The following is a 19,760-nucleotide window of genomic DNA, read 5'->3' on the forward strand; positions in this document are numbered from 1 at the left end:
TGATAGATTGGGTAATACGTGCTGTTCTACCAACGTAGAAACTGAAAATCTAGAGAAACAAACATCCTGTTGCAGTAGCAATCAAGTACAAGAAATCGAAAAATCAACCTGTTGCAGTAGTAACGCTAGAAATACGGAAGTACAAGATACTAGTTGTTGTACTGCCACGCCTACTGTAGAAGAAAGTTGTTGCAGTAGTACAGAAAAACCTGTAGATCCGGTTAACGTGAACTTGGATCAGGGAATCAAAGAGGAATTTCGGGTGCATGGAATGGATTGCCCGGCTTGTGCGGTAACCATTGAAAAGAACTTACGCACTCTCCAACACATCAATGAAGTGAATGTGAATTATAGTTCTGGCAAAATGCAAATCAGTGCAACTCAAGAACTTGATGAAGAGTTAATTCAAAAACAGATGAAAAAGCTCGGTTTCGAAGTCGAACCTAGTAAAGTGAATCACAACGTACAGAATTACTTTATTGAAGGCATGGATTGTGGATCTTGTGCGCTAACAATTGAAAACCATTTGAACCACCTTCCCGCAGTTAAACACGTGAAGGTGAATTTCTCCACAGGTAAAATGAAAATTGAACATGAAAATAGTCCCGAAGAAATTATGAACGAAGTAGCGAAAGCAGGATTTAAAGCATCACCTATTTCTGCAAATAAGCAGACGCCTTCTTCCACACATTCTCGTAAACAGAATGAAGCGGTCATTTTTTCAGGTATCCTCATCGCACTAGCTTTCATCGGATCGTATACAGGAGTTTCTCCTTATGTAACGACATTCATGTACATCGTGGCCATGATCGTCAGTGGCTTTAAGCCGGTGAAAAGTGCATACTATGCGATTAGAAGCCGTTCATTGGACATGAACGTGCTCATGTCTGCTGCAGCAATCGGAGCCGCTATATTAGGCGAATGGCTTGAAGGCGCCACTGTAGTTTGGCTGTTTTCTTTAGGGCTCACCCTACAAAATCGAGCCATCGAAAAAACACGGAAATCCATTCGGGGACTTATGGAGTTAACGCCGCCTGAAGCTTGGGTAAAAATCGGCCATGAATTAATCAAAAAGCCTGTTGAAGAAGTATCCGTTAATGACATCATTGTCGTCAAACCTGGAGACAGAATTCCATTAGATGGGGAAATCATCGATGGGGAATCCAGTGTCAATCAAGCTGCGATTACAGGAGAATCGATACCCGTTGATAAAGCTATAGGCAGTTTTGTATATGCGGGCTCTATCAATGAACACGGCTCACTCACCGTTAAAGTGACTAAACTAATGGAAGATACAACGATCTCCAAAATCATTCACTTAGTTGAAGAAGCTCAAGAGAAAAAGGCACCAACGGAAGCATTTATCGATAAATTCGCGCGGATTTATACGCCCATCGTATTCATACTGGCTCTCTTGGTGATGGTCGTTCCTCCGGTATTGACGTTCGGTACTTGGGAAGAATGGATTTATAAAGGATTAATGCTGTTAGTCATCGCTTGTCCTTGTGCACTCGTTATATCCACTCCCGTTGCGATCGTGACGGCACTTGGAAATGCTGCTAAAAATGGTGTCCTCATTAAAGGGGGAACATTCTTAGAAAACGCTGGATCTATTGATGCCATTGCCTTTGACAAAACAGGCACACTGACAGAAGGTAAACCGAAAGTTACGAATGTCGTGACCTTTCATGATTCCGAAACAAACATGTTATCGATCGCTCGAACGTTAGAAGAGCACTCTACCCATCCCATCGCTACCACCATCGTGGAGTACACAAAAGAACAAAACATTCAAGCGATGAAGGGTACGCAGTTTAAGAACGTGGTAGGAAAAGGCATCCAAGCGACAATCGAAGAGATACCGTACTTTGCAGGAAACAGTAAGTTATTTGAAGAGATCGGTGCCCCTCTCCATGAGTATTCACAACAGATTTCCAGCCTGCAAAATGAAGGGAAAACTATTATCATAATAGGTTCCGCTCAAAAGATTTTAGGTATCATTGGCGTTTCGGATACCATTCGAGAAACAACAAAACGATCGGTAAAAAACCTAAAGAAAATCGGTGTTCAACAAATCGTTATGCTGACGGGAGATAACGAAGGGACAGCAAAAGCCATCGCTTCCGAAGCCGGCATGAACCGATATTATGCTGAACTGTTACCGGAAGATAAAGTGCATACGATAAAACAACTGCAGGAAGAAGGATATCGCGTGGCTATGATTGGAGATGGCATTAACGATGCCCCTGCACTAGCAACGGCTGACCTTGGTATAGCAATGGGCGGTGCGGGTACAGATACAGCCATGGACACCGCAGATATCATATTAATGGCTGACAACTTAGAGAAACTCCCACACACCATGAATCTCAGCCGAAAAGCATTGTCGATTATCAAACAAAACATTTGGTTTTCATTAATCGTAAAAGCAGTGGCTCTACTGTTGATCTTCCCAGGATGGTTGACATTATGGATTGCGGTATTAAGTGATACCGGTGCTGCGCTAATTGTGATTTTGAACGCGCTTCGGCTTTTGAGGGTTCGGAGTTAGTTGGATCGGTGGAAACGGTACCAGGTCCCCACACAATTCGGAAACAATTCCGAATTGTGTGGGGACCTGGTGCATTTTGTCACTCTTTGAATAACAATACTTTACTAGTTGGATACGTCGGGAACTGATTCATTGGAATCGTCCAATCTTGCTCGGGGACGGTAAATTCATATTGATTCACTAAATGGTCAGAAAAGACACGTAAACTGTGAAGAGTAATCCATTCTCCCGCACAGCGATGCATTTCCCTGAACTTCCCGCCACCTTGTGCAATCATTTCATACTCTTCTTCATAGGAAATATCTTTTGCTTTTCCTACAAATCGCTTACTATCAAATTGCTCCGGAGAATCGATGGTACGCTTGTCATGGTTACTACCGTACAAATCCAAGACAACCCAGCTATCTTTAGGAATCAAGTATCCATCGACTTCTACATCACTCACAGCAATCGCCGGCAGCATCGGGAAAAATGGATAGTAACGACGCAGTTCTTGAATGAAAGAATCTTGCAAGTCATCAAAATCACTTTGTACTTCTTCGTAAATACCTCGTTTCGCAAAAAGTGCATGCCCCATTAACGCTACCCAAACAGTTAACGCCACTGTCGGACGGATGATGTTTAATAATTCCACCGCTGCTACTTCCACAGGTAAAAGTTCTCCATCGAGGTCCGTTGCATGGGCAAAAGTATATAGCGCGAGATGTTCTTTCCCTGGCACCGGGTGCTCTCGTGCTTCTTTTATGAGATCTTTAGCCCACTTTTCGGACTCATTCCGATCCGTGATTCCTTTTATATGATCTACAGGAGACGTAACGGCTCCACTAATCATAGAAATTTGATTTCTAGCCAATTTTTCCAGCGTCTTCGAGTCAAATTGTTCCAAGTTGATCCCGCACCATTCCGAGATGGAATTAAACAACACTCTATTCGCGAGGTCAAACAACTCAAACTCACCATGCTGTTTGTCTAACTCTTTAGATACATTCTTCGCTAATAATTCATGGTACTCTTCCATTCGATCCGGAGACATTAAATCCATGAAGTAACCCTTCCGATGATGGTGTTCGTCACCATCTAAAGTCTGCACACCGCCCTCACCGAATAAAGTTTTCAAGACCGGTTTCGGCATAGCGCCTTCACGTTTAAAGTTTTCCGGATCATAAAATTTACGGGCCGCCTCTTCCCCGTAAATAACCGTTATTTCTTTCGTTAAGAACTCCGCTTTCACTACGGGCGCACCCACTTCTTCGCGAAGTTCTCCTAACAAATTATATCCTTTATTAATTAATTCCTTCACATCTGTTACTTTAACTTTGGTTTCGGGTAATTTTTTCATAATCTTTCACTCCTGTTTTATGTTCATTTTAAGTATTTTTTTATCACGGCTTAGGGCTCTATTACCTGATATACAGTTTGATAAACATAATAAAGATGCCAAGTTCATACACTATAGTAGATCCATGTAGAAGGCCTTCTAATTTGTGCAAGGACTTAAAATTAAATAAAATCTTGAACAAATTTTACTAATATGCTAAGGTATTAATTCAGGCGACTTTCTTAATTTATTAAGGAGTGACGTCTATTTTTTTAATTACATGCAGGAGGTACTTATGCTAAAGTTTGAAAATGTGACTAAAACGTATGATGATGGATTTCAAGCTGTGAAATCTGTCAACTTCGAGATTGCTGAAGGTGAACTACTTGTTCTAATAGGACCGAGTGGTTCAGGTAAATCTACTACTATGAAAATGATTAACCGGATTATCCCACACACAAGTGGAAAAATTTCTATCAACGGCAAAGATATCAAATCTTACAACGCTGCTGAACTTCGCAGAAATATCGGTTACGTCATTCAACAAGTCGGGCTTTTCCCTCATTACACGATCGAAAAAAATATCTCTATTGTCCCCCAACTGAAAAATTGGAACGAAAACAAAACGAGAACACGCGTACTCGATCTACTTGAAATGGTCGGACTCGATCCGAAAATTTATGCTACACGGTATCCAAAAGAATTATCAGGTGGACAACAACAACGTGTCGGAATTGCGAGAGCGCTTGCAGCGAATCCAGATGTCATATTGATGGATGAACCGTTCAGTGCGCTGGACCCCATTACACGTGAGCAGTTGCAAGAAGAATTAATTAAACTACACAAAAAGTTAAAGAAGACCATTGTCTTTGTCACACACGACATGGACGAAGCGTTAAAGATGGGCGACCGTATTGCCATCATGAAAGACGGCAATTTACTTCAGTTAGACACTCCAGAGAAACTACTACATGAACCCGCTCACGGCTTTGTAGAAGAGTTTATGGGTAAGCATCGAATTATCCAAAACCCTGAACTGATGCCGGTTACGGAAATTATGGCAGAGAAGGTAGTCACTACCCGTTCGAACACTTCTCCAGAACGAGCCATTTCACTTATACGTCAACGAAAAATCACCGATCTTCTCGTTATAGATGATCATAAGAAACTACTTGGTATTGTGTCCGCTTACGATTTAATCAAACAGATAGACGGCATCAAAACCATTGATGAAGTGATGAAACCAGCTGTACCTTTTTTACTGGATTCGGCAACGGCAAAAGACGCCATTATCATGATGGACGCCTCACCGTTCGGCATGATTCCTATTGTCAATGAACAACATATACTAGTAGGACTCGTCAATCGTGGCTCCTTACTCTCTGCGATGTCTAGTCAATGGACAGATAAGGGGGACGATCTAGATGAATAATTTAAATATATGGCAACAACTTGTAGAACAAACCAAATTGCGATGGCAAGAAGTACTCCAAGCAACATCCATCCATATTCAACTCGTATTCTTCTCAATGATCCTCGCGGTACTCATTGCGGTAACGCTCGGAATTCTTATTACACGCGTACCTAAACTGAAAACTGGTGTCCTCGGTGCGGCAGGCATTATGCAAACCATCCCGAGTTTAGCTGTACTTGGTTTCATGATTCCCATTTTCGGAATTGGCGTCAAAACAGCTATCGCTGCGTTATTTCTTTACTCTTTACTGCCTATTATGCGAAACACCTACACGGGGATTAAAGACGTTGATCCAGCCACAATTGAAGCCGCGAAAGGTATGGGTATGACGAGCACGCAAATTCTATTTAAAGTAGAATTGCCACTTGCCATCCCTATTATTATGGCCGGAATTCGAACAGCGGCAGTGATTAACGTCGGTAACGCAACACTGGCTGCATTCATCGGAGCAGGTGGACTCGGTGACTTCATTTTCCTCGGTATTACACGTGGAATTGACGGATTGATCTTACTTGGGGCTATTCCAGCAGCGATCCTTGCGATTGCTCTTGAAACGTTCTTTAGCGCCGTTGAACGTTGGACGACGCCGAAAGGATTGAGATGATTTGAAAAACAAACTCACATTATTGCTCGTCACGACCTTACTGGCTAGCCTACTGTCAGGTTGTATATTCAATGAAAAAGATTCACTTAGACTCGGTTCGCGTAATAATACGGAAAGTATTATTTTGTCCAATATCATGGGACAATTAATTGAGGACCGGTTAGGTGTAGACATTATTTACAAAGAAAACTTGGGCGGCTCATCTGTCGTCTGGAATGCCATGACGAATGATCATATCGACGTTATCCCGGATTATACAGGAACCATCGTCGTGACGTATTACCAAGAAGAGCCTGGCACAGCTGAAGAAACATTAGCTGCAACCAAACGACTGGTCGCTGGTGACAACATCACCGCACTCGGTACGTTCGGATTCAATAACACGTACACACTGGCACTTGATGAGGCGAAAGCGGAAGAATTAGGTCTCGTGACATTTAGTGATTTCGCTAAAGTAGCCAACGATTTCACTTTAGGCGCCGTGTTCGAATTTATTGACCGACCAGACGGATTACCTGGCTTTGAAAAAGCATATGACATCCAGTTTAAAGACGTCAAAGGTATGGATCACGGCATGATGTACCGTGCAATCGGTGCAAATGAAGTAAATGTCATCAACTCTTACACCACAGATGGACAGCTCGCAATCGCAAATCTACGCGTGTTAGAAGATGACAAATCGTACTTCCCTCCCTACCACGCACTGCCGTTAGTGCGAGATGAAACACTCAAAGAATACCCAGAGCTAGAAGAAATACTCGGCCTTCTGGAAGGTCAAATCGACGAAGAAACGATGCAAGTCATGAACGGAAAAGTCGATAATGACGGGATTATGGTTGAACTCGTCGCCAAGGAATTCTTGGTCGATAGTGGGTTAATTGAAGAAGAGTGAATGGAAACAGCGCACCCTCTTGTGTCAATGAGGGTGCGCTGTTTTTTCGAAGGTGGTACCAGGTACACACACAACTTCAGAACAATTCAGAATTGTATCCAAATTGTGTCGGGACCTGGTACTGTTTCAAATGCCATGAACAATTACTCGCCTTTTTTCATCTGAGTCTCATTCAATTGCTGCCGAATCGAATCCAACTGCCCCTTATGTTCCTCAATCGTATCTAACTCATCGTTATACTGCTTCGCATTCCTAAACGCGTTTTCAGCACGCTCGATTGCGTTAAACGCATGCTCGATCGCCATCTCTTCTGGATGAGACATCGCTTGTTTCACTGCACGATCCGCTTTCTCCACTGAATTACCGAAAAATGTACCCGGATGATCCTTTTTCCAACTCGGGCCAGTATCCTTTGCCATATACTTCGCCTCCCACTTGTAAATTAAACGATAACAAGCTTAGTATCGCTATTTACACTGGAAGTATACGCAGGAAGATTTAGCTCAGAATAAAGGTGCCAGACCGGATACCTTATTCATTTCTCACACAGATACCGTTTTCGCTATAAAAAAGCATTATTAGCTTAACGGCCTCAACGCAGTCGAACGGTCGATGTACAGGAAGGCATCGTAACGTTCGCTGATGCGGGAAGGAACGAAGTTGCCGTAGGCTTCGAACTCGGGATTGTAGACCACACCGATTGCGCGGTGGCCAATCCATTCGTCAAACTGCTTTCGGTTTTCATCATCGAACAACAGCAATTTGTCATGTGCGCCCGCTGCGTGCAGTTGGCCTTCCCATGTATTAAAACGTGCGGGCGGTACGACCATTTCTTCCGGTGTCTCTCCCCAACTGCTTCCTGCAATGACGGTCCCTTCATATGTGCCGAAACCAATCGCGTACGTATTTTCCCTGCCATACTGTTCCCGGATCAGCTGACCGACGTTTGTTAGTCCTTGGTCTGTCATCGAAGTCGCCGATGCGTCACCGATATGGGTATTATGTTCCCACACGATAATTTTGGCATCTTTTCCGTAATAATTTTGTACTTCCTTAATGGCCTCTGCCATATGGGTGTCGCGAATATTCCATGACAATGCATCATCTCGAAGCATCGCCCGGTAATAGGCTTCCGCATTTTTCGCTACTAGAGCATTCATTGTCAAGTTCAAATCTTGCTCATTCGCGTGAGGGTAGCGATCTTCATTGGTTCGGATAGATTCCAGTAGGCTCGATACCTCTGTAATGCATTCATCCGTGAAGTGGGCAGAAGACAGGGCATAGTGTTCGGGCATCCGATTATACGGTTCAAAACAAGAGAATGCTTTTTTGGCAAGTTCCAGATCAGCCCCGTAGGATGGATGGCTTTCCAAGAAGTTCATGACTTCATCGATCGAATCGTACAAACTGTACAAGTCGATACCGTACATGCCGACTGAGGAGTCTGAACCACGTTGGTCGTTTTCATAGGTCAGCCACGTGACAAATGCTGCTATTTCTTCATTCGCCCACATCCATGCCGGCCACCTGCTGAATGAATTCGACAGCAACTCGTTGAGAGCGGGCCGACCGTCATAGCCTTTGACATAGCTATTTATCCTCTGGACAGACGGCCAGTCGCCCTCCACAGCAATCGCCACGAAACCTTTTTCCTGTATGAGACGTTTGGAAAACTCGGCACGCAGTCGATAGAAATCAGAAGTTCCATGCGATGCCTCGCCGATCATCACAATCTGCGCATCCCCTACCTCTTTCAAAAGCTGGTCAAATGCAGACGGATCATCCAGCGGAATCGCTTGCTCTTTAATAGCGGCTACTAATTTTCTAGACATGAATAAACCTCCTTCATCATAGTGACGGTCAGGCTATCCCACTCTTCAAAGTCGGCTGGCTTTTTTGTGTCGTTCACTATGAAAGATGCCAAATAAAGGGCCCTTATTTCAAAGAATAGTGGGTAAATATTAATAAGTACCGGGTACGCACACACCTCTAGTTCAATTCAGAATTGTTTCTAAGTCGTGTTGGGACCTGGTACCTTATCTTAATGAAAAACGGATAATCCGTTGACCTACGCTCAGTTTAGAATCAACTTTTCCGCAATCAAAGATTATCCACTTCTTCTATCATACAGCGCAGTTATTCGGGCCAGTCTCCATTTCCTTTGCTTCTTCAATCGGCGGATTAATCTTGCCCATATTGGTCTGTCGGATTTCTTCATACGCATTCGGCTGATCTTTCAGACCTTCCGTTACCCGCTCGATGAACTTTTCTTCATCTTTTATCTGCAGGCCTTCATTGTTTTGGTAAAGAACAGACAGTTTCGCTGAAACACTGCCGTCTTCATTGAGCTCACTGACTTCTGAGTAATGAGCCGGAAGCACAAGCAGGTCATCAGCCAATTTTTTGTAGCGTCTATAGAGGGTTTCGTACAGATCTTCTGCCCAGTCGCCCGCTTTACCGGCAAGATCTGGACGGCCGATAGATTCTACAAACAGAATATCACCCGTGAGCAAGTACTGATCGTCAACTACGAATGTCGTGCTACCGATTGTATGTCCCGGAGAGTATACAGCTTCAATCACTGCGCTGCCGACTTGAAGTTTCATGCCGTCAGTGATTGGTTCAAATTTAAAAACAACTTCTTCCGCATCATCCGGTGGCAAGTAATAGGTAGCATCCACTGAGTCCGCCAATTTTTTACCGCCTGAAATATGGTCAGCATGCAAATGCGTATCCACTACATGTGTTATCTTTAGACCTTTTTCTCGCGCAAACTCTTCGTAGGTTTCTGTCATTCGGCTGGCGTCAATAATTGCCGCTTCCCCGTCGGATTCGACTAAATAGGATAGGCATCCTTTACCAAGTCGCACGAATTGATAAAGAGCGCCTCCGGACACTTCGCCAATTTTGACTGCTTCTAGCTGTTCACTCCAGGCTGCCATACCGCCTTCAATCGAGTAGACATTGTCAAAGCCCTGTTCCTGCAAATAGGAAGCCGCTTTTTGGGAAGTGTTCCCTCTTGCACAGACTGTATACACATTCTGGTCTTTCGGCAAATCCTCCAGACTCGTTAAATCGGAATCGCTCAGCTCCCTAAACGGAATGTTGACGTATTGGACTTGATCCCCTTCAATATGCCAATCAGCCGCCTCGTCTTTGCCGCGGACATCCAACACATAAACCGGTTCGTTCTGAAACACCTGATTCGCCACTTTTTTTGGTGATACTGATTTAATTTCCATAAATACTTCCTCCTTACCTTACACTCTTATTTACCACCCCAGGTATACTGTACGGTAAAAAAATGGCTTACACGGTCTTATCAATACAGCCAATCAATCTTTTTTCAATATCCATCGCAATTTCCTTCAGCGAACCATTATCAATCATTTCTATCAGCGCACTCGGTTTCGGCATGCCAATTTTTGTTGTACCCTCCTCTTCAAAGACAACAATTTTGCATGGTAGGAAATACCCGACGAGCAGATCTTCAGACAATACGCGGTTTGCTTCCTGCGGGTTGCAGACTTCAAGAATCGTGTATGGTGTATTGAAATCAGTGCCTTTCTCCTGTAGTTTCGCAGTCAAATCGAAATTCCAAAGCACTCCGAACTTTTCTTCCTTCAGGTTCGCTTCCAAATCCTTCACCACTTCATCCTTGCTCTTGCTTGTTTCCACTGTGTAATCAAACATTTGTCTTGCTCCTCTCATTTGTGAACGCATTCTTTTCTTAAGTTTCCCCTATTAAGCCAGCTAAAACATCTTGTCCCGAAATCAGCCTTTACTACTTAGTGAGAATACCGAAAAACAAAATTGCGATTTCTTCCAGAAACGCAGGTTTTGGAGATGGTCATAACGAATTCCACATGATTTAAGAGTACCCAGAACTTGAATAAATACTCGGCCTTCTAGAAGGTAAAAACGATAAAGAAACCATGCAAGTGATGAACAAACGAATCGACAATGTCGGTGTCTTGGTCCAACTAATCGTACAAGGATTCGGGATGAATAGAGAGGTAATTGCAGAAAAGTAAATTGGAACAGCGCATCTCTTCTACATACGAGGATGTGCTTTTTTCACATGACTAAAAGGATCTATGCGTGACACTTTCATGACTTTCTCACACAGATACCTTGTTTAAAGTATATGTAACTCACTGTTTCATTTTGAAAAACAACCTGTTGTCTTCTACTTCCACACTGTATGGTATTTCTTCAATCTTTCTTTTAGTTTTTGTGCTTTTCTTAGTCAGTAAATATACGCAGTAGTTTCAATTACTAAAGTAATTCAGTTGTTATGTATGATTATCCAAAATATGAAATATTCAATTTATTGTTGACCTTCAATATATACAGTGATAACATTTTATACATATTAATTAATAGTTCACCGAGTACACTAATAGTGTACCTAATTGCTGGAGGTAAAGTAATGGAAAATGGTCAAATAAAAACTCAAGGGATTCAAACAGTCGAACGTACCGCGCTAATCCTTCAGGAAATGAAAAATAGCAATAAACCGTTAACACTAACAGAGCTTTCAAAGAAAGTAGTAATGTCCAAAAATAATCTAAAAAAATATCTGGTGAGTTTTGTTAGAACGGATTTTGTGACTTTTAATGAAAGTAACAAAACATATGATTTAGGACCAAAACTCATTGAGCTTGGTTTACATGCGCTAGGTAAGCATAGTGTTATTTCCATGATTGACCCCTTCATGTTAAAAATTAAAAATGAATTAAAATACTCTTCAGCATTGGCCATTTGGAGTAGTAATGGTCCGGTAATATCAAAGTATCAAAGTAGTGGCAGGTCACTTAATGTGGAGATCAAGCTAGGTTATCATCCTCCTCTTTTAAAGAGCTCTATCGGAAGATGCTTTGCTTCATTTTTACCAAAGCATTATACAGAAGATATAATGGCGAATGAAATGGACTTCTACAAATTAAGTAAAGAAAGCGTTGAAGAAGATTTAAGTAATATAAGAAGTAAGGGATTTGCATCACGAGATGAAACTTCAGGCGAATTGCCGGGAAGTTTATCCATAGCAGTTCCCATATTTAATTACGATGGCGAAATAGTAGCGGCTATTTGTATACTTGGTTTTGCAAGTGAATTTACTATTAATGAACAATCAAACGAGGTTCAAAAATTGAGAAAAATCGCTAAAGAAGTCTCAGATCAACTCGCTTATATTTAAATAAAAGGAGGTGGTTATTCATAAAAGTCTCAGCAATATCCTGAAAACTAAACTATAGAGGAGGAATAATTATGAGTAATTCAAAGACGAACTTCATGAGTTATAAGGAGTTTCTTCAAAAAAGCCAAAAACCAACAATCAAACCATGTATTTGGAAAGGTAAGGATATAAACGAGTACTTATACGGAACAGATTCTGGTACAGCTTTAAGTGAAGGTAGAAGTGCAGTGTCGCTGATTAATGAAGATACAGGTGATTCTTATAGTGTTTCGCCTAATATAAATATGCTTGTTCAAGTAATGAAACCTGGGGAACGCAGTGATCCACATAGACACAGTAACATGGCCATATTTATTGTGTTTCAAGGCGAAGGCTATAGCATAGTCGAAGGAGAAAAGTTTGAATGGGAAAAAGGTGATGTGTTTTATGCCCCTGCTTGGCTTTCGCATGAGCATTGTAATACATCTGACAATGAGGATGCGATTCTTTATACGGTTCAAGATGTGCCAACCGTTTCTGGTATGGGCGCATGGTTCTTAGAGGAACCTGTTGGATCAGGTGCTAAACATGTTGTATCAGGTATCAGTCAAAGCGACGTCGTTCCTGGGCAAAAATAAACTAAGATGCACATGAAATAAGATGAATTTTATCCTATTTCATGTGCATATAATTAAGATATATTAATTTAAAAGGAAGACTTCCTATACACGTCACTAATATATTATTTTCGTTTGCTACATATTTTGTTTTGACTAAGGGAAAGTGAAGCATGAAAAATAATCAGATTAATCAGAATTATGGTAAATTTATACTACTTGTTTTAGGTATATTATTAATCGCTGCTAATTTAAGATTTTCGATAACTCCAGTCGGGCCCTTAATAACGGTAATTCGCCATGACTTTGACCTTTCTAGCAGTACTGCTGGATTGCTTACGACCATTCCGATCTTGGCATTTTCCATATTCTCTATATTTGCTCCTAAATTAGCAATAAGATTTAAAGATGAGAATATTTTAATGGCGAGTCTAGTCATTTTATTTACAGGTATATTAATACGTTCATTACCTAATGTATTCTTTTTATTGGTTGGCACTTTTGTACTTGGCTCTGCTATTGCAGTGGGAAACGTTTTGTTACCCAGTTTTATTATGAATAAATTACCTAATCAAGCCGGGATTATGACCGGGTTGTATACAACGTTTATGAATTTATTTGGAGCTATAGCTTCAACTTTAAGTTTTCCTGTTTCCCAAACAATGGGATTCGGTTGGAGAAACACACTTGCCTTACCATCTATACTAGTTTTAATTACTATACTTATTTGGCTACCTCAGTTATTTAATAACACACACTTATTTAAACGCAATTACAAATCTAGAAGAAAAATTGGTTTATGGAAATCAACAACTGCTTGGTATGTCACGCTTTTCATGGGCGTCCAATCACTAGTATATTTTGTCATGCTATCGTGGTTACCTGAAATATATATAAGTAAAGGGATGGATCCTTCTAAAGCAGGGTTTATGCTCGGCACGATGCTATTATGTAGTATTCCTTCTAATTTCATCGTTCCTATTATTGCACATCGAATGAGAAACCAACGAGGCATTATGACTTTTGTTGTTTTTCTAACTTTAATAGGAATTATAGGATTATTACTAGAAAGTATGGTATTTGCGTATGTATGGGCTATATTTCTTGGCATTGGAATTGGAGGCTGCCTCAGCTTATCTCTCATGCTGATTACATTACGTTCACCAGATGCTGAACACGCTGCCCAATTGTCTGGAATGGCACAGTCTGTCGGTTATTTAATCGCTGCTTCAGGTCCAGTCTTATTTGGATACTTTTTCAGCGTTACAAATTCCTGGTCGGTACCCTTATTTATACTTGTGATATTATCCATACTATTATTTGTTATTGGAGTAGGTGCCGGAAAAAATGTCTATGTAACTAGTGAATAAACCGCACAAACTACATCAACTTTATTAATAAATTTCTATCACTCGTTATGTAAGCGATTACAAAAATAAGGGGGTTAAATTATGAATTCATGGTTACTTTTACTACTTGGGGTATTTCCAATAATTGTGCTATTCTTTTTACTTATAATACTACGTTGGTCTGCTAAAAATTCTATGATAGTAGCATTTTTAATTGTTTTGGTTTTATCCTATTTCGTATGGGAAGTACCTGTTAATCAGATTGTTGGCGCAAGCTTTGTCGGTATTGGAACCACATTTAATATAGGGCTAATAATATTTGGTGCTTTGCTCTTGCTTAATACATTAAAAGAAAGTGGAGCATTAGGAGTTATTAGAAGAAGTATTTCTAGCGTTACTGCAGACAGAAGAATTCAAGTGATTATTATACTATGGATATTTGGAGCTTTCTTGGAGGGTGCGGCTGGATTTGGATCTACGGGCGCTGTGATTGGTTCAATGCTTATTGGTCTTGGTTTTCCTGCAATGGCTGCAGCTTTAATGGTTATGATTTTTCAAAGCTTTTCAGTAACATTTGGTGCGGCAGGTACTCCTGTTATAATTGGTATTAACGATGGTCTAGGAAGTGGCAATATAGAGTTCGTTAACAATGCCCTTCATATAGCATCTTGGGATCAATTCCTATTAGACATAACTGCACAAATTGCAACAATACATGGGGTTGTAGGTATATTTGTACCTTTATTTATGGTTGTACTTCTTGCTGGCTTTTTTGGAGAAAAAAGATCTTTCAGAGAAGGTTTTGGAGCGTGGAAGTTTGCAATTTTCGGTGGACTTTGTGTAGCTGTTCCTTATGTACTCTCAGCATACCTTCTGGGCCCTGAATTCCCTTCTTTATTAGGTGGTTTAATTGGAATTATTCCAGCAGTAATAGCTGCCAAAAAAGGATGGTTTATGCCCAAAGATACAGTTTGGCAATTCCCTAAAGAATCAAACTGGGAAGATAATTGGAAAGGTATTATAGATATAGATACAGATGAAAAAGTTGCTTCATTTTCTGTATTTAAATCTTGGATTCCTTACATTTTAACGGCATTTCTGTTATTCACAGTCAATGCGCCATTTTTACCTTTTTCCGCTTTTCTGAAAAAAGCAGATATACTTTTCACTAATATTTTAGGTACCGATCTTGGTACGAAAATTGGAATATTCACTTCGCCTGGAACAATATTCATAGTTGTATCACTTATTACTTTATGGGTGCATGGAATGAATTGGTCTTTATACAAGAAAGCTATTAAAGATTCTAGTAAGACTGTGGGTATGGCAATCGCGTCATTAATTTTCGCGGTGCCAATGGTACAAGTATTTCTTCATAGTGGCGGTGGAGCTGCTGGCTATGAAAGTATACCTGCAACACTAGCTTCAGGTTTAACGTTTGCTTCAGGTAATTTATGGGGATTTGTAGCTCCAGTTATTGGAGCACTAGGCGCTTTCCTTGCTGGAAGTAACACATTCAGTAATCTGATGTTTAGCGAGTTTCAATTAAGAATGGCCTTAAACTCTAATTTAGATCCATCGTGGGTAATATCTTTACAAGCGGTTGGAGCCGGCGCGGGAAATATGTTCAGCGTTCATAATGTTATTACCGCAGCTGCCGCCGTAGGTCTAGTAGGAAGAGAAGGTGAGATTCTTAGAAAAGTATTTATCCCTGCTATGTATTATATACTTTTAACAGGAGCTATTGGTACGGTCATATTATTAGGTTTCGGATTAAACATTGGCTCTTTCGTAACTGTATTAATTTTTGTAACAATTTTAGTGTCTATATGGGTAAATAAAGGTTATTACAAGAAGTTATAGTTTTATTGATAGTAAGTTATTCGGGTATGAAAAACAGTTCATAGAGTTTATAAAGTCTTTTAAGTAAGGGTACCTGTGTTTGAAGCTTTCATGATTGGTTAAACATTCATGTTGGTTTCTCACACAGGTACTTTGTTTTCAATCCAAAAATTTCAATTAAGCGGCGTCTGTGTAATGTCCAATTTCTCCAATTTGTACGTTTCGAATATCACCTATATGTTGCACTTGTATTCTCAATCCTGTTTGTTTATATGAATCTTCTTGATATATACTCTGACTAAATTCCAGCTCTACACTCACATCTCCGTCTCCTGCAATCTTCGCATGAAACTGATTGGTCTTAACATCGCGTGTAATCTCTACTAGATGTTCATAGTTTTTCGTCAGTATTTTGTGATTACCAATAGCATGTTTTTTAAGGTCATATGTAGCGGTGAGTTGCTCCCTTAACACCTTGACATAGTACTCGAAGGAGCTTTTCTTTTCCATTACCTCAACACCGTATCGTACTTCCTTGCCGTCCGTAAATTTAGCTGTCATGATAAATTGACCCGGTTGATTGACGGTGAAATCGATTTGCGCTCTTTGATCAGAAGTGGAGACGCCGACTTGTTTAAATTTCACATTGTCGGATACTAATTTGCCATCCATTGTAGACAAAGACAGATGTTGAAGCTGATTTATTTCATCTCCCATGATGTATAAACTGGTAACCGTAGGGAGAATGTGTTCAGTCTTCTCCAGCGTAACAATCAGTTTACCCTCTTGTTTTTTAACATGTACCACGTATTTCCCGTACTGTTTCTCATCCGCGCCTTGTACTACAAGATAGCCCGTTCCTTCTTTCTCGGGCACGATTTGCAGCTGATCTTCTGAATAACCTTCTTTTCCTTTCACAAAAATCACGCGGAATGGATTGTCCTTTCCAATAAACCCAGTCTTGTTTCTAACTGTATTCCATCCAAGATCACTCGCTTTGACTGTGAATAGGTCAGGTCTAGCCTCTTCCGTCGCTTTCAGCATTTTTGCTGCCTGCCCTCGTGTAATAGGCTCTCCTAGACCGAACGTATTCGGAGTAGTTCCTGTCGTAATTCCCAGTTTATAAATAACTAAAATAGAAGCGTAATGAGATGAACTATATTTGCTTCCGATATCTTTAAAAGGATTTTCCACCTCATCATAACGAGGTAAATCAAAAGCCCGCACCAGTATGGACGCCATTTGCCCTCGTGTGATCGGATCATTCGGACCGTATCTTCCGTCCGCATATCCACCGATCATCCCTTTTTCCGCCATCGCTGCAATTGCTTTATAATAGCCGTTTGCAGTAGAAACGTCTGTAAATTTGGGATCCCTCACATTTTCTGTAGCCAGCCCAGTCATCTTCACAATAATCGCTGCTGCTTGTCCGCGTGTGATCGAGTTCCCTGGTTTGAATGTGCCATCAGGATAGCCACCGATTATATGACGTTTCGCTAAATCATTCACTGCTTCAGCAAAGTGTTTGGTCGCAGGCACATCCATGAACGGCTGACTGCTTTCTGCGTGTGCCGCGGATAAAGGTAGGCTGCACGCCAGCAGTAGCGTACTCAGCCCGCCTAATAGTTTCTTTTTCATCTTCGAATCTCCCCTGTCGTCTAGTGTCTGTATGTATTTTTTCGCGGTATAGACGTAGGATGTTGGATATAGTTTCATTTTATTTTCGAGAAATAAAAAAACGATAGAGTATCTGATTCGAACTGTTTTTCTATCGTTTGGTTAATGGGTCTTCATTAAGAAACTTTACATGCACCTGATTAGCTTTTAAAAATCCGTGTATCCTTTTCTAGAAAACTCTTTAGTGGATGTTTTTAAAAAAATTGCAGTGTAACTTTATCGTTTCTTGAGTTATGAAAAAGCACCTCCTCGATACACTGATTGTATCGAAGAGATGCTATGTTTTATATGCGTTATTGGATAGGAACTTTATTGCTATTTGTTGAGAGTATTAGGTAGGATCTGACGACAGCTGTTGCGAGCCGCAAACCACTGTATTTGTCTTTTGGGTTTCCGATTTTCCACTACCCAAATTGTGTGGGAATTGTGTGAGGACCTGGTACCTGATTTACATAATAGGCAGCACTGGTTCATAGACAGGCTCGGTATAGTAAGGGGGCCTCGGACCAATTTGAGGCACTTGCACTTGTAAAAATTGATTGCCGTAAACCATCGTAGCCTTCTCCTCAGAATCAGAGATCAGCAAATAATATACGTACGGTGAATAATAATACTCCAACTCAGTAAACCTCCTCCAATTCATTTGTCGTTTCATTCTATTCTTCTCAAAAAAATATATGAAGTATAACAAAGTTTCTTCCTACATAAAATGGCCTGATCAGTACAATTGCGGAAGGAGAATGAAATGACGCCTAACCATTCAAACGAGGAGGACTATCCTCTTTATCCGAACTTCGGAAAAATTACGCGTTTTGAAGAAGTATCGCTCACGGTACCTGAACAAAGGCAATACCGCCAACCAGGATTTGAAGAATTAATGGTGCCACGGCCTATCATTGAAAATCCGAACTATACAGGGAGCGGCAAGTTAAAAGGGAAAATAGCACTTATTACAGGTGGAGATAGCGGAATGGGAGCGGCAGCAGCTATTGCCTTTGCGAAAGAAGGAGCTGACGTGGCCATTGCTTATTTCGATGAACATGATGATGCCAGGCGTACCCAAAACCGGATCGAAGAACTTGGACAGCGCTGTCTTCTGTTGCCGGGCGATCTCCGGGATAAACAACAATGCCGGGACATTGTGGAGAAAACCGTTGAAACCTTCAATGGATTGCACGTTCTTTGCAACCACGTCGGCATCCAATTTCAGCAATTAAATATTACCGACATCAGTGACGAACAATTCGATGAAACATTTAAATTAAATGTCTATTCCCATTTTTATACTACGAAGGCGGCAATGAACTATTTAACGGCAGGCAGTTCCATTATCAACACAGCTTCTGTCGTTGCATTTGAAGGCAATGAGCAGCTAATGGATTATACAGCAACGAAAGCCGCCATCGTCGGAATGACTCGGGCCCTCGCGCGAAACGTAGTAAATCAAGGTATTCGCGTCAACGCTATTGCACCCGGTCGTATCTGGACTCCTTTGATCCCCTCTAGCTTCTCTGCAGACCAAACAGCCCTAGCCGGCAACCCGATGGACCGTCAAGGACAGCCTTTTGAAGTGGCCCCCACGTTTGTGTATCTCGCTTCAGATGATTCACGCTTCGTCACCGGGCAAGTCCTTCATGTGAATGGCGGTCAAGTATTTGCTTAGTACATTTAGTCGATTACACCACTAAAAGAGATTCGTACACAGGATACTCATAATTCAAAACGGGTTTTTTACAACCCGTTCTGCAATAAAATGTTTTCTGATAGCCTGCAGTATAGATCATTTTACATCGAGTAATGATCCTGCTCTGCCACTTCCTTCAATCAAGCATACTTATTCAAGTACAGGAAACACTACGGACTAGAGAAGAGGTGAAATAAACTGAAACGGATCTGGCTCATTTCTTTCATTGCTTGTATAGGATTACTTTACCTGGTTCTTTTCGCCAATCACGAAGGAGCCAATACGAATCTAGTAAGCACTGCCTCCGCATCTAAGAATGGTAAAGACAGACTGACGACAGAATTAGAATCATTCAGCAAGACGCATCATATCCCCGCGGTGGATGCAAAGGTCGACAGAGTCTGGAAAGCCATTCCCGGCTACAATGGACTGGAAGTGGTGTAACCGTCAAGTAGAATTCAACAGTTTTCGATAAATAACTTTCAACAGATTTCATCAATTAAGATTCAACACTTCATTCTGTAAAAAGAGTTTTTCTGTATTTCATCCGAATACTATCCTGTTCTTCACTGA

At 41.1% G+C, this 19,760-nt stretch carries 16 protein-coding genes; 9 read left to right on the plus strand and 7 right to left on the minus strand.

Going from position 1 to position 19,760, the window contains the following annotated elements; translation table 11 throughout:
• Positions 1 to 7 precede the first annotated feature (7 nt).
• Positions 8 to 2,551: a heavy metal translocating P-type ATPase gene (locus CSV61_RS11580; protein ID WP_304442549.1), complete on the plus strand. Its 2,544-nt coding sequence runs from the start codon at positions 8 to 10 to the stop codon at positions 2,549 to 2,551.
• Between the two features lie 79 nt (positions 2,552 to 2,630).
• Here the strand turns inward: CSV61_RS11580 and CSV61_RS11585 are convergent, their stop codons facing one another.
• Entirely contained in the window at positions 2,631 to 3,890 is a 1,260-nt protein-coding gene (locus tag CSV61_RS11585; protein WP_099639343.1) for a cytochrome P450, read from the minus strand.
• A 274-nt stretch (positions 3,891 to 4,164) separates the two neighbouring features.
• On the opposite strand from CSV61_RS11585, the gene CSV61_RS11590 reads away from it, so the two are divergent.
• From CSV61_RS11590 to CSV61_RS11600, 3 genes are read left to right on the plus strand one after another with little or no spacing between them, the layout of a single operon-like run.
• A complete protein-coding gene (locus CSV61_RS11590; RefSeq protein ID WP_083033211.1) occupies positions 4,165 to 5,301 on the plus strand; it encodes a betaine/proline/choline family ABC transporter ATP-binding protein in 1,137 nt (378 codons plus the stop codon).
• Positions 5,294 to 5,947 carry an ABC transporter permease gene (locus CSV61_RS11595; RefSeq protein WP_083033213.1) on the plus strand — a complete coding sequence of 218 codons (654 nt, stop codon included), beginning with the start codon at positions 5,294 to 5,296 and terminating at the stop codon, positions 5,945 to 5,947. Before CSV61_RS11590 ends, CSV61_RS11595 begins: the two co-directional genes overlap by 8 nt.
• Before the next feature lies 1 nt (position 5,948).
• Positions 5,949 to 6,839, plus strand: coding sequence for a glycine betaine ABC transporter substrate-binding protein (locus CSV61_RS11600; RefSeq protein WP_099639344.1), 891 nt, complete (start codon positions 5,949 to 5,951; stop codon positions 6,837 to 6,839).
• 143 nt (positions 6,840 to 6,982) lie between these two features.
• Here CSV61_RS11600 and CSV61_RS11605 read toward each other — a convergent pair whose 3' ends face one another.
• The 4 genes from CSV61_RS11605 to CSV61_RS11620 form a co-directional block, all read right to left on the minus strand.
• A complete protein-coding gene (locus CSV61_RS11605) occupies positions 6,983 to 7,258 on the minus strand; it encodes a DUF2564 family protein (RefSeq protein WP_099639345.1) in 276 nt (91 codons plus the stop codon).
• Positions 7,259 to 7,417: 159 nt separating this feature from the next.
• A complete protein-coding gene (locus tag CSV61_RS11610; RefSeq protein ID WP_099639346.1) occupies positions 7,418 to 8,671 on the minus strand; it encodes an erythromycin esterase family protein in 1,254 nt (417 codons plus the stop codon).
• Between the two features lie 291 nt (positions 8,672 to 8,962).
• Positions 8,963 to 10,081, minus strand: coding sequence for an MBL fold metallo-hydrolase (locus CSV61_RS11615; protein ID WP_099639347.1), 1,119 nt, complete (start codon positions 10,079 to 10,081; stop codon positions 8,963 to 8,965).
• Positions 10,082 to 10,148: 67 nt separating this feature from the next.
• On the minus strand, positions 10,149 to 10,532 hold the full coding sequence (locus CSV61_RS11620) for a DUF302 domain-containing protein (RefSeq protein WP_083033227.1): 384 nt from the start codon (positions 10,530 to 10,532) through the stop codon (positions 10,149 to 10,151).
• A gap of 739 nt (positions 10,533 to 11,271) precedes the next feature.
• On the opposite strand from CSV61_RS11620, the gene CSV61_RS11625 reads away from it, so the two are divergent.
• From CSV61_RS11625 to CSV61_RS11640, 4 genes are all read left to right on the plus strand, one after another.
• A complete protein-coding gene (locus CSV61_RS11625; protein WP_158233846.1) occupies positions 11,272 to 12,039 on the plus strand; it encodes an IclR family transcriptional regulator in 768 nt (255 codons plus the stop codon).
• 71 nt (positions 12,040 to 12,110) lie between these two features.
• A complete protein-coding gene (locus CSV61_RS11630; RefSeq protein ID WP_099639349.1) occupies positions 12,111 to 12,656 on the plus strand; it encodes a cupin domain-containing protein in 546 nt (181 codons plus the stop codon).
• A 152-nt stretch (positions 12,657 to 12,808) separates the two neighbouring features.
• Complete coding sequence (locus CSV61_RS11635) at positions 12,809 to 14,005, plus strand: CynX/NimT family MFS transporter (RefSeq protein ID WP_099639350.1); 1,197 nt, start codon at positions 12,809 to 12,811, stop codon at positions 14,003 to 14,005.
• 81 nt (positions 14,006 to 14,086) lie between these two features.
• On the plus strand, positions 14,087 to 15,847 hold the full coding sequence (locus CSV61_RS11640) for an L-lactate permease (protein WP_099639351.1): 1,761 nt from the start codon (positions 14,087 to 14,089) through the stop codon (positions 15,845 to 15,847).
• Between the two features lie 156 nt (positions 15,848 to 16,003).
• On the opposite strand, the gene CSV61_RS11645 is transcribed toward CSV61_RS11640, so the two are convergent.
• On the minus strand, positions 16,004 to 17,464 hold the full coding sequence (locus CSV61_RS11645) for an S-layer homology domain-containing protein (RefSeq protein ID WP_099639352.1): 1,461 nt from the start codon (positions 17,462 to 17,464) through the stop codon (positions 16,004 to 16,006).
• Positions 17,465 to 17,951: 487 nt separating this feature from the next.
• Positions 17,952 to 18,122 carry a hypothetical protein gene (locus CSV61_RS16960; protein WP_199173622.1) on the minus strand — a complete coding sequence of 57 codons (171 nt, stop codon included), beginning with the start codon at positions 18,120 to 18,122 and terminating at the stop codon, positions 17,952 to 17,954.
• 126 nt (positions 18,123 to 18,248) lie between these two features.
• Between CSV61_RS16960 and CSV61_RS11650 the strand changes: the two genes are divergently transcribed.
• Positions 18,249 to 19,166, plus strand: a complete 918-nt coding sequence (locus CSV61_RS11650) for an SDR family oxidoreductase (RefSeq protein WP_099639353.1) — start codon at positions 18,249 to 18,251, stop codon at positions 19,164 to 19,166.
• The last annotated feature ends 594 nt before the right edge of the window (positions 19,167 to 19,760 follow it).

It is taken from the genome of Sporosarcina sp. P3 (genome assembly GCF_002743415.1).
Classification (GTDB): Bacteria; Bacillota; Bacilli; order Bacillales_A; family Planococcaceae; genus Sporosarcina; species Sporosarcina ureae_A.

Bases quoted from the DNA above. Each gene is read 5' to 3' on its own strand.
- CSV61_RS11640 (WP_099639351.1), top strand. From the start codon at position 14,087: ATGAATTCATGGTTACTTTTACTACTTGGGGTATTTCCAATAATTGTG.
- CSV61_RS11610 (WP_099639346.1), bottom strand. From the start codon at position 8,671: ATGTCTAGAAAATTAGTAGCCGCTATTAAAGAGCAAGCGATTCCGCTG.
- CSV61_RS11645 (WP_099639352.1), bottom strand. From the start codon at position 17,464: ATGAAAAAGAAACTATTAGGCGGGCTGAGTACGCTACTGCTGGCGTGC.
- CSV61_RS11595 (WP_083033213.1), top strand. From the start codon at position 5,294: ATGAATAATTTAAATATATGGCAACAACTTGTAGAACAAACCAAATTG.
- CSV61_RS11635 (WP_099639350.1), top strand. From the start codon at position 12,809: ATGAAAAATAATCAGATTAATCAGAATTATGGTAAATTTATACTACTT.
- CSV61_RS11585 (WP_099639343.1), bottom strand. From the start codon at position 3,890: ATGAAAAAATTACCCGAAACCAAAGTTAAAGTAACAGATGTGAAGGAA.
- CSV61_RS11620 (WP_083033227.1), bottom strand. From the start codon at position 10,532: ATGTTTGATTACACAGTGGAAACAAGCAAGAGCAAGGATGAAGTGGTG.
- CSV61_RS11650 (WP_099639353.1), top strand. From the start codon at position 18,249: ATGACGCCTAACCATTCAAACGAGGAGGACTATCCTCTTTATCCGAAC.
- CSV61_RS11590 (WP_083033211.1), top strand. From the start codon at position 4,165: ATGCTAAAGTTTGAAAATGTGACTAAAACGTATGATGATGGATTTCAA.
- CSV61_RS11605 (WP_099639345.1), bottom strand. From the start codon at position 7,258: ATGGCAAAGGATACTGGCCCGAGTTGGAAAAAGGATCATCCGGGTACA.
- CSV61_RS11615 (WP_099639347.1), bottom strand. From the start codon at position 10,081: ATGGAAATTAAATCAGTATCACCAAAAAAAGTGGCGAATCAGGTGTTT.
- CSV61_RS11625 (WP_158233846.1), top strand. From the start codon at position 11,272: ATGGAAAATGGTCAAATAAAAACTCAAGGGATTCAAACAGTCGAACGT.
- CSV61_RS11630 (WP_099639349.1), top strand. From the start codon at position 12,111: ATGAGTAATTCAAAGACGAACTTCATGAGTTATAAGGAGTTTCTTCAA.